Origin of the sequence: Phenylobacterium sp. (assembly GCF_030645195.1) — a bacterium.
In the GTDB taxonomy this organism is placed as follows: domain Bacteria; phylum Pseudomonadota; class Alphaproteobacteria; order Caulobacterales; family Caulobacteraceae; genus Phenylobacterium.
The window spans coordinates 19051-27257 of record NZ_JAUSLW010000059.1; the positions used below are offsets into that span (position 1 = coordinate 19051).

An 8207-nucleotide genomic window follows, 5' to 3' on the forward strand; every position below is an offset into this window, starting at 1 on the left:
CGCGCGCGACGCGCTAGTCAGGACGATGACGTTCCGGAGGGTTTCATGAGACGCCTGTTTCCCGTTCTGCTGGCCCTGGCGGGTCTGTCGGCCTCGCCGGCCCTGGCCGCCGACGGCGCCAAGACCTTCATGCTCCAGTGCAAGACCTGCCACGCCGCCAAGAGCGGCCCCATGGGGCCCAGCCTGACCGGGGTGGCGGGCCGCAAGATCGCAGGTCTCGCCGACTACAAGTACTCCGCGGGGCTGGCCGCCAAGGGCGCCCAGGCTTGGACCGACGCCAATCTCGACGCCTATCTGGCTGCGCCCGCCAAGTTCGCGCCGGGCACCAAGATGATGAGCGGCCTGGCCGCCCCCGCCGACCGCGCCGCGGTGATCGGCTATCTGAAGGGGCTGAAGTGAAAGCCGCGCCCTGGATCGCGCTCGCCGCCGGCCTGGCGCTCGCCGGCTGCGCCACCGTCGCGCCCGAGGACGCCAGCGACGCGCCCATGACCTACAGCTGCGGGGCCGGCAAGCGGTTCGTCGCGTCCTACGCCCTGGACGGCCGGATCGTGCGGGTGACCGCCGGCGGCAAGACCACCACCCTGCGCCAGGTGAAGAAGAAGCGCGGCGACCCGATCTTCTCGGCCGGGGGCGTGACCCTGACGACCAAGGGGGCGAGCGCCGACCTGGACGGGGCGCCGGCCGGTCCCTACCGGAACTGCAGAACCGGCTAGGTGGACGCCTTCCCCGCCTATTTTCCGCTGGCCGGCGTCAAGGTGGTGATCGCCGGCTCCGGCGAGGCCGCGGAGGCCAAGCTGCGGCTGCTGGCCTCCTCGCCGGCGACCCTGGTTCGGGTGGAGGGTCCTGAGGCCTTCCTGCCCGGCAGCTATTCCGGCGCCCGGCTGGTGTTCATCGACGGTGAGGACGAGACCTTCGCCAGGGGGGCCGCCGCCGCCGCCCGGGTGGCCCGCGCCCTGGTCAATGTCACCGACCGCCCCGAGCTCTGCGACTTCACCACGCCGGCGGTGATCGACCGGGGCGAGGTGGTGGCCGCCATCGGCACCGGGGGCGCCTCCCCCATGCTGGCCACCATGCTGCGCAACGACATCGAGCAGCGGGTGCCCGAGGGGACCGGCCGGGTGGCGGCCCTGTTTCGCAAGTTCCAGGACGACGTCCGGGCCAAGTTCCCCGAGCTCCACGCCCGCCGCGCCTTCCTGCGCGAGACCCTGTCGGGCGCGGTGGCGGAGGCCGCCCAGTCCGGCGACATGGAGCAGGCCCAGAGCCTGTTCCGCGCCGCCATCGCCAAGGGTCCCAAGGCCGCCGGCAAGATCCAGTTCGTCGCCGGCCGCGGCCCCGCCGACCTCCTGACCCTGAGGGCCAGCCGGGCGCTGGCCGCCGCCGACGTCCTGGCCGCCGATCCGGGCGCGGATCCTGATATCCTGTCGATGGCCCGCCGGGACGCTGATCGCCTGGCGCCGGCCGCCGCCACGCCGGAAGCGCTCATCGACCTGGCCCGCAATGGCCGACGGGTGGTGCGGCTGGTGGTCCAGGCCCCGCCGGCGGCGGAGGCGCAGGCCCTGGCCGCCGCGGGCGTCCCCGTCGAGATCCTGGCCTCCGCCTCGTGAGCGCTCTGACCCCGGAGGACTGGGCCGCCGTGGCCCTGTCGCTGAAGGTGGCCCTGGCCGCCACCGCCTTCGGCCTGCCGCTGGCCCTGCTGACGGCCATGGCCCAGGCCCGGGGCCGCTATGCGGTCCGGGTGCTGCTGGACGGCCTGGTGACCCTGCCCCTGGTCCTGCCCCCGGTGGCCACCGGCTATGTCCTGCTGCTGCTGTTCGGCCGGCGCGGCGCCATCGGCGCCCTGCTGGAGAAGGTCGGGATCGCCTTCGCCTTCGACTGGACCGGGGCGGCGCTCGCGGCCGGGGTGATGGCCTTTCCCCTCATGGTTCGCCCCATGCGCCTGGCCATCGAGGCCCTGGACCGGGAGGTGGACGAGGTGGCCCGCACCCTGGGCGCGCGGCCCCTGGTGCGCTTCTTCCGGATCACCCTGCCGCTCGCCCTGCCCGGGGTCGCGGCCGGGGCCATCCTCGGCTTCGCCAAGGCGCTGGGGGAGTTCGGGGCCACCATCACCTTCGTGGCCGCCATCCCCGGCGAGACCCTGACCCTGCCCGCCGCCATCTATGGCGCCACCCAGTCGCCCGGCGACGAGGCCCGCGCCGGGGCGCTCTGCCTGGTGGCCGCGGCGATCGCGGTGGGGGCGGTGCTGGTCTCCGACGCCGTGGGCCGGATGGCCACTCGGGCCTCGCGCGGCGCGCCCTAGCTTATTTACCCGGGTAATATTGACTTCATATTATATCCGGGTAAAAAGTCGCGCTCACCCGGAGCCGAGCCCATGCCCATCCCCGCCGCCAAGCGCCCCGCGGTCGACCGCGCCCTGACCGCCGCCTTCGGCACGAGGGAGCTGGACGCCATCGCCCCGCTGGGCGGCGGCCTCTCCGGGGCCCTGATCTACAAGATCCGGGTCGGCGGCATCGCCTATCTGCTGCGGATCGAGGGGGCCCGCGACGCCTTCCGCGATCCGGACCGCTGGTACGCCTGCATGCGCATCGCCGCGCAGGCGGTGATCGCCCCGCGGGTCCGCTACGCCGACGCCGCCGACGGGGTGGCGATCATGGAGTTCGTCGTCGAGCGCTCGCTCAGCCAGGACTTCCTGGGGACGCGGGCGGACCTGATCACCGAGGCGGCCCAGACCCTGCGCGCCCTGCACCAGGCCCCGGCCTTCCCGCCCCTGGTGGACTATATGGAGGGCATGGAGGCGATCCTCGGTGAGCACCGGGCCACCGGCCTGCTGGACCCGGAGGCCACGGCGCCCCTGTTCGCCCGCTGGATGCGGCTGAGGGCCGCCTATCGCACCGATCCGGCCGACCTGGTCTCCAGCCACAACGACCTCAATCCGCGCAACCTCCTCTATGACGGCCGCCGCCTGTGGTTCGTCGACTGGGAGTCGTCCTTCCTGGCCGACCGCTATGTGGACCTGGCGACCCTGGCCAACTTCATGACCTCCGGCGCGGCGGAGGCCGATCTGCTGCTGGCCGCCTATCTCGGCCAGGCGCCCGATCCCCGCCAGCGGGCGCGGCTTCACGTCATGCGGCAGGTGAACCACCTGTTCTATGGCCTGATCATGCTCAACGCCGTGGCCGGCCAGCGGCCGGGCGTCGCGGCGCCCGGCGGGCTGGCGGCGCCGGACCTGGCGGAGATCCACCAGGGCCTGGGCGCCGGGACCTACGTCCTGGAGGGCTGGGAGGGCCAGGTCACCTACGGCAAGAGCCGGCTCAACGCCGCGTTGGCGGGTATGAAAACCCCGGCCTTCGATCAGGCGGTCAGGCTGCTGACACCCTGACGAACCTCAGTCGTGCAGGGACCGCTTGTGGGTCTCCGGCAGGAACAACAGGCAGGTGACCACCGAGAGCGCCGTGAAGGCGAACGGGTACCAGAGGCCGGAATAGATGTCGCCCACCGCCGCCACGATGGCGAAGGCGGTGAAGGGGACGAAGCCCCCGACCCAGCCGGTGCCGATATGGTAGGGCAGGGACATGGCGGTGTAGCGGATGCGGGTCGGGAACAGCTCCACCAGGGTCGCGGCGATGGGTCCGAACAGGGCCGTGGCGGCGATGACGAAGACCATCAGCACGCCGAAGACGCCGGGCAGGTTCATCCGCGCCGGGTCGGCCTTCTCCGGATAGCCGGCGGCCTTCAGCCCGCCCTTGATGCGGCCTTCGATGACGGTCTTGGCGGCCTTGGCGGCGTCCTTCGGCAGGCCGCCGATGGAGCCCGACTCGATGACGGTCTCGCCGATCTTCACCTGGGCCTTGGCCCCGGGCGCGGCCTTCTGGTTGCTGTAGGAGACCCCGGCGTTGGCCAGGGTGCTCTTGGCGATGTCGCAGGAGGAGGTGAAGGCCGCCTTGCCGATGGGGTCGAACTGCAGGGAGCATTCGGCCGGGTCGGCCACGACCACGATGGGGGTGCGGGCCTCGGCCTCGGCCAGGGCCGGGTTGGCGGTCTTGGCCAGCATGAGGAAGCCGGGGAAGTAGGCGATCAGCATCAGGGTCATGCCAAACAGCATCACCGGCTTGCGCCCCACCTTGTCCGACAACCAGCCGAACACGACGTAGAAGATGGCGCTCACCGCGGTGGCGGCCATCATCAGCAGGTTGATGGTCTCGGGGGGGACCTTGAGGAACTTGTCCAGGAAGGTCTGGGTGTAGAAGAAGGCCGTGTACCAGACCGCCCCTTGCGCGAACATGATGGCCACCAGGGCCAGGATGACGATCTTGAGGTTCTTCCAGGTCCCGAAGGCCTCGGTGAAGGGCGCCTTGGCCACCTCGCCCTCCTCCTTCATCTTGGCGAAGGCCGGGCTCTCCGAGAGCTTCAGGCGCATGAAGATCGAGACCGCCAGCAGGCCCGCCGAGAACAGGAACGGGATGCGCCAGCCCCAGGCGTCGAAGGCCTCGGGTCCGGCGACGCGACCCACCACGACGCGGGTCAGCAGGATCACCAGCAGGGCGGCGAACAGGCCGAAGGCGGCCGAGGTCTGCACCCAGCTGGTGGAGCGGCCCCGGGCGCCGGGGGGCGCGTGCTCGGCCACATAGATGGCCGCCCCGCCGTATTCCCCGCCGAGCGCGAAGCCCTGCAGGATGCGCATCAGGACCAGCAGGGCCGGCGCCAGCATGCCCACCTGGGCGTAGGAGGGCAGCAGGCCGATGGCGACCGTCGCCCCGCCCATCAGCACCACGGTGAACAGGAAGGCGCCCTTGCGCCCCACCCGGTCGCCGATGCGGCCAAAGACCAGGGCGCCCAGGGGCCGGAAGGCGAATCCGGCGCCGAACAGGGCCAGGGCGGCGATATAGCCGGCGGTTTCGGGGAGGCCGGAGAAGAAGGTCTTGGAGATGACCTGGGTCAGGCTGCCGAAGACGAAGAAGTCATACCATTCGAAGGTGGTCCCGGCCGCCGAGGCCGCCACCACCGTGCGCAGCGAAGCTTCCTTCGGCGCCTTCACGTCTCCAATCACGGCGTCGGCCATGCGTCTCTCCCCCGAGCTCTTTGCGGGCCAAGGTCTAGCATTGGCCGGCGCCGGGGTGGAAGGGCGGGACTTTAGGCCACCGCCTCCTCGGCCGCCGGCGCGCTCAGCCGGGCGATCTCGGTGAGCAGGGCCGAGGGTGAGATGGGCTTGCCCACCACCCCGTCCATCCCGGCCTCCAGATAGGCCTGGCGCTGGTGGGACAGGACATTGGCGGTGAGCGCCACGATGGGGGTCTGGGCGACGGAGCCCCCCAGGGCGCGGATGCGGCGGCTGGCCTCCAGGCCGTCGATGCCGGGCATCTGGACGTCCATCAGGATCAGGTCGAAGGCTCCGCGGGCGGCGGCCTCCACCCCCAGCAGGCCGTCGGCCGCGGTCTCGACGCTGGCGCCGAGGTTCTCCAGCAGCTTGGTGGCGATCATGCGGTTGGTGGAATTGTCCTCCACCACCAGGATGCGCAGGCCCTCCAGGACGGCGTCGCCGGCGTCGGCCATGGGCGCCACCGGTTCGGCGCTGGGGGCGGCCACCTCCAGCCAGAACGTCGATCCCTGGCCCTCCGCCGAGGTGAAGCCGACGGCCCCGCCCATCATCTGCGCCAGCTTCTGGGTGATGGCCAGGCCCAGGCCCGAACCGCCGAACCGGCGGGTGGTGGAGGCGTCGCCCTGGTCGAAGCGCTGGAAGATCCGCTCCTGGGCCTGGGCCGGGATGCCGACACCGGTGTCGGTGATCTCGAAGCGCAGGATGCGGCCCTGCGGCCGATGATGCAGGGCGGCGCGGACGGTGACCGAGCCGGCCAGGGTGAACTTCACCGCATTGCCCACCAGGTTGAACAGGGCCTGGCGCAGGCGGACCGGATCGGTGCGCACCCAGCCGATATCGGACAGGCCTTCCATGTTCAGGGCCAGGCCCTTGGCCTCGGCCTGGGGCCGCAGCAGGCGGGTGACCCCCTGGACCAGGGCGGCGGGATCGATGGACTCCTCGGCCAGCACCAGGGCGCCGGCCTCGATCTTGGAGAAGTCGATGACATCGTTGAGCAGCTCGGCGAGCATCTGGCCGCAGGACAGCGCCTCCTCCAGCATGGCGCGCCCCTCCTCCGAGAGGCTCTCGGTCTTGAGCAGGTGGAGCACGCCCATCACCCCGTTCATGGGGGTGCGGATCTCGTGGCTCATATTGGCCAGGAAGGCGGCCTTGGCCTCGGCCCCGGCCTGCGCGGCCTCCTGGGCCTTGATCAGAGCCAGCTCCTGACGCTTGCGCTGGTCGAAGTCGTGGACCATGCCCACGCCCTTGATCCAGCGGCCCTTGGTGTCGCGCTTGAGGTGGTGGAAGACCCGCATCCAGCGAGCCTCGCCCGAGGGGGTGATGATGCGGGCCTCGAAGGCCTCGCCCGACTTGCGGCGGTCGGCGTTGATGTCGAGGAAGGCCTGGCGGACGTCGGCCATGTCGTCGGGGTGGAACTTGGGGAAGTCGAGCTTCTGGGCGTCCTTGTAGCTGCGGGACGACCGGCCGATCAGCTTCTTGAACTCCGGGCTGGCCCAGAAGGTCTTGTTGACGTGGTCGATCTCGTAGACCCCGGCGTCGGCGGCGGCCAGCGCCACCTTGAGGCGCCGCGCATTGGTCTGGGCCTCGCGCCGGGCCCGCGACACCGCCGAGATGTCGTCCACATAGACCAGCATGCCGCCGATCTCGCCGGCGGCGTCGAGCCAGGGCTTGGCTTCCCAGCGGACCCAGTGGCGGTTGCCCTGGCTGTCGGTGAAACGGTCTTCCTTGCTGGCGACAACCTCGCCGGCCAGGACGCGTTTCTGGGCCGCGAGGAACTTCTTGGGGATGGTGGGGAAGACCTCCTCCAGCCGCAGGCCCACATGGTCACGATGGCCCAGGCTGAAGGCCTGGCGCCAGCGTTCGCTGATCATCAGATAGCGCAGGTCGCGGTCGAACATGGCCACGGCGAAGGGCGCGCTCTCCACCAGTTGGCGGATCTGGCGCTCGGCGGCCAGGGCGGCGTCGCGGGCCGCGGCCAGTTCCGTGATGTCCTGGGACATGCCCTTCAGGGCGTAGCCCCCGCCCTCGCGCGGCTCACAATGGAAGGTGGCCCGCCAGGTGGACCAGCGGCCATCCTTGTTGAGCATCCGGTGTTCGAAGGTCTGGGAGATTCCCTCGAAGACGCCGTGGTTGAAGGCCGCGCGGACCTCCTCGGCCTCATCGGGGTGCAGGATGGCGCGGAATTCCTCGGCGGTGAGGATCTCGTCGGGGCCATAGCCGGTGATGGCGCGGATGTCGTCGGACCAGTTCACCCGGCTCTCGGACGGCTCGAAGGTCCAGGTGCCGACCCCGGCGGATTCCGACAGCAACAGGCGTGTGCGTCGGGCGTCCTCGAGCTCGGCCTCCCGCTCACGCTCGCGGGTGGCGTCGCGCAGCACGCCGATGATGTGGCCGTCGTCGGTGAGCTGGCTGCGCCCCTCGAACCAGCGATAGGAGCCGTCCTTCATCCGCATGCGGGCGAGGTTCTCGCCGGTGCGGGTCTTGATCAGGCCCTGGGCGAACTTGCCGAAGTCCGCCAGGTCGTCGGGATGCAGGAACGCGGCGGGATAGCGGCCGACGATGTCCTCGGCGGTCCAGCCGGTGGCGGCGGTCCAGGCGGGGTTCACCAGCTTGAAGCGCGTGTCCGGGGCGATGACGAGCAGAAGCTCCTGGCTGTTGGCGAACAACCATTCCACCAGCGGCCCGTGTTCCGTCGGCGTGTCGGTCGCACGCTCTTCCGGCATGGAAACTCCCCCGTATTCGGGGTCACTGCATAAGCGGGAAGCGTAAACGCAACGTTCGAAGAACAAGGGTTGATCGCGAATGTTGACGCGCCCTCAACCGTCGGACATGGCGCGCCTTATTTCACGATCGGACCGGCGCCCCGGGTTCCTTGGACGACAATCGCCTTTGCGGCGAACGATATTCGGCCTTACGAAAAGTTCACTATCGTGCGACGCCCACTACCTTGTATAAAGCAGTACCTTGCGATAGGCAGTGCGCAGGAATTGGAGGCAGATCCCGTGGCGGAAGCCGTTGAAGTTCAGCTGAAGAAGGGCGTGCTCGAGCTCTGCGTTCTCGCGCTCCTCTCGCGGGGCGACAACTACGCCTACGAGATCGCGAGCCGTTTGGCCGA

The 8207-nt window shown here is 70.4% G+C and carries 7 protein-coding genes and 1 pseudogene; 6 read left to right on the forward strand and 2 right to left on the reverse strand.

Features of this window, described 5'->3' with window-relative positions:
* Nucleotides 1–45 precede the first annotated feature (45 nt).
* The 5 genes from Q7T09_RS05085 (at nucleotide 46) to Q7T09_RS05105 (ending at nucleotide 3376) form a co-directional block, all read left to right on the forward strand.
* Nucleotides 46–399, forward strand: coding sequence for a cytochrome c family protein (locus Q7T09_RS05085; protein ID WP_304698158.1), 354 nt, complete (start codon nucleotides 46–48; stop codon nucleotides 397–399).
* Nucleotides 396–713 carry a hypothetical protein gene (locus Q7T09_RS05090; protein WP_304698159.1) on the forward strand — a complete coding sequence of 106 codons (318 nt, stop codon included), beginning with the start codon at nucleotides 396–398 and terminating at the stop codon, nucleotides 711–713. Before Q7T09_RS05085 ends, Q7T09_RS05090 begins: the two co-directional genes overlap by 4 nt.
* Nucleotides 714–1604, forward strand: a complete 891-nt coding sequence (locus tag Q7T09_RS05095) for a bifunctional precorrin-2 dehydrogenase/sirohydrochlorin ferrochelatase (RefSeq protein WP_304698160.1) — start codon at nucleotides 714–716, stop codon at nucleotides 1602–1604.
* Nucleotides 1601–2296, forward strand: a complete 696-nt coding sequence (modB, locus tag Q7T09_RS05100) for a molybdate ABC transporter permease subunit (RefSeq protein WP_304698161.1) — start codon at nucleotides 1601–1603, stop codon at nucleotides 2294–2296. Before Q7T09_RS05095 ends, modB begins: the two co-directional genes overlap by 4 nt.
* 72 nt (nucleotides 2297–2368) lie before the next feature.
* Complete coding sequence (locus Q7T09_RS05105; RefSeq protein WP_304698162.1) at nucleotides 2369–3376, forward strand: phosphotransferase; 1008 nt, start codon at nucleotides 2369–2371, stop codon at nucleotides 3374–3376.
* A gap of 6 nt (nucleotides 3377–3382) precedes the next feature.
* Here the strand turns inward: Q7T09_RS05105 and Q7T09_RS05110 are convergent, their stop codons facing one another.
* Together Q7T09_RS05110 and Q7T09_RS05115 are read right to left on the reverse strand one after the other, a co-directional pair.
* Complete coding sequence (locus tag Q7T09_RS05110; protein WP_304698163.1) at nucleotides 3383–5056, reverse strand: MFS transporter; 1674 nt, start codon at nucleotides 5054–5056, stop codon at nucleotides 3383–3385.
* 71 nt (nucleotides 5057–5127) lie between these two features.
* Nucleotides 5128–7815, reverse strand: coding sequence for a PAS domain S-box protein (locus Q7T09_RS05115; RefSeq protein ID WP_304698164.1), 2688 nt, complete (start codon nucleotides 7813–7815; stop codon nucleotides 5128–5130).
* Nucleotides 7816–8094: 279 nt separating this feature from the next.
* Here Q7T09_RS05115 and Q7T09_RS05120 point away from each other — a divergent pair.
* Nucleotides 8095–8207 (forward strand): annotated as a pseudogene (locus tag Q7T09_RS05120) (PadR family transcriptional regulator); the annotation flags it as partial.

Excerpts from the sequence above, each read along its gene's own strand:
- Q7T09_RS05085 (WP_304698158.1), top strand. The coding sequence starts at position 46 with ATGAGACGCCTGTTTCCCGTTCTGCTGGCCCTGGCGGGTCTGTCGGCC.
- Q7T09_RS05105 (WP_304698162.1), top strand. The coding sequence starts at position 2,369 with ATGCCCATCCCCGCCGCCAAGCGCCCCGCGGTCGACCGCGCCCTGACC.
- Q7T09_RS05110 (WP_304698163.1), bottom strand. The coding sequence starts at position 5,056 with ATGGCCGACGCCGTGATTGGAGACGTGAAGGCGCCGAAGGAAGCTTCG.
- Q7T09_RS05115 (WP_304698164.1), bottom strand. The coding sequence starts at position 7,815 with ATGCCGGAAGAGCGTGCGACCGACACGCCGACGGAACACGGGCCGCTG.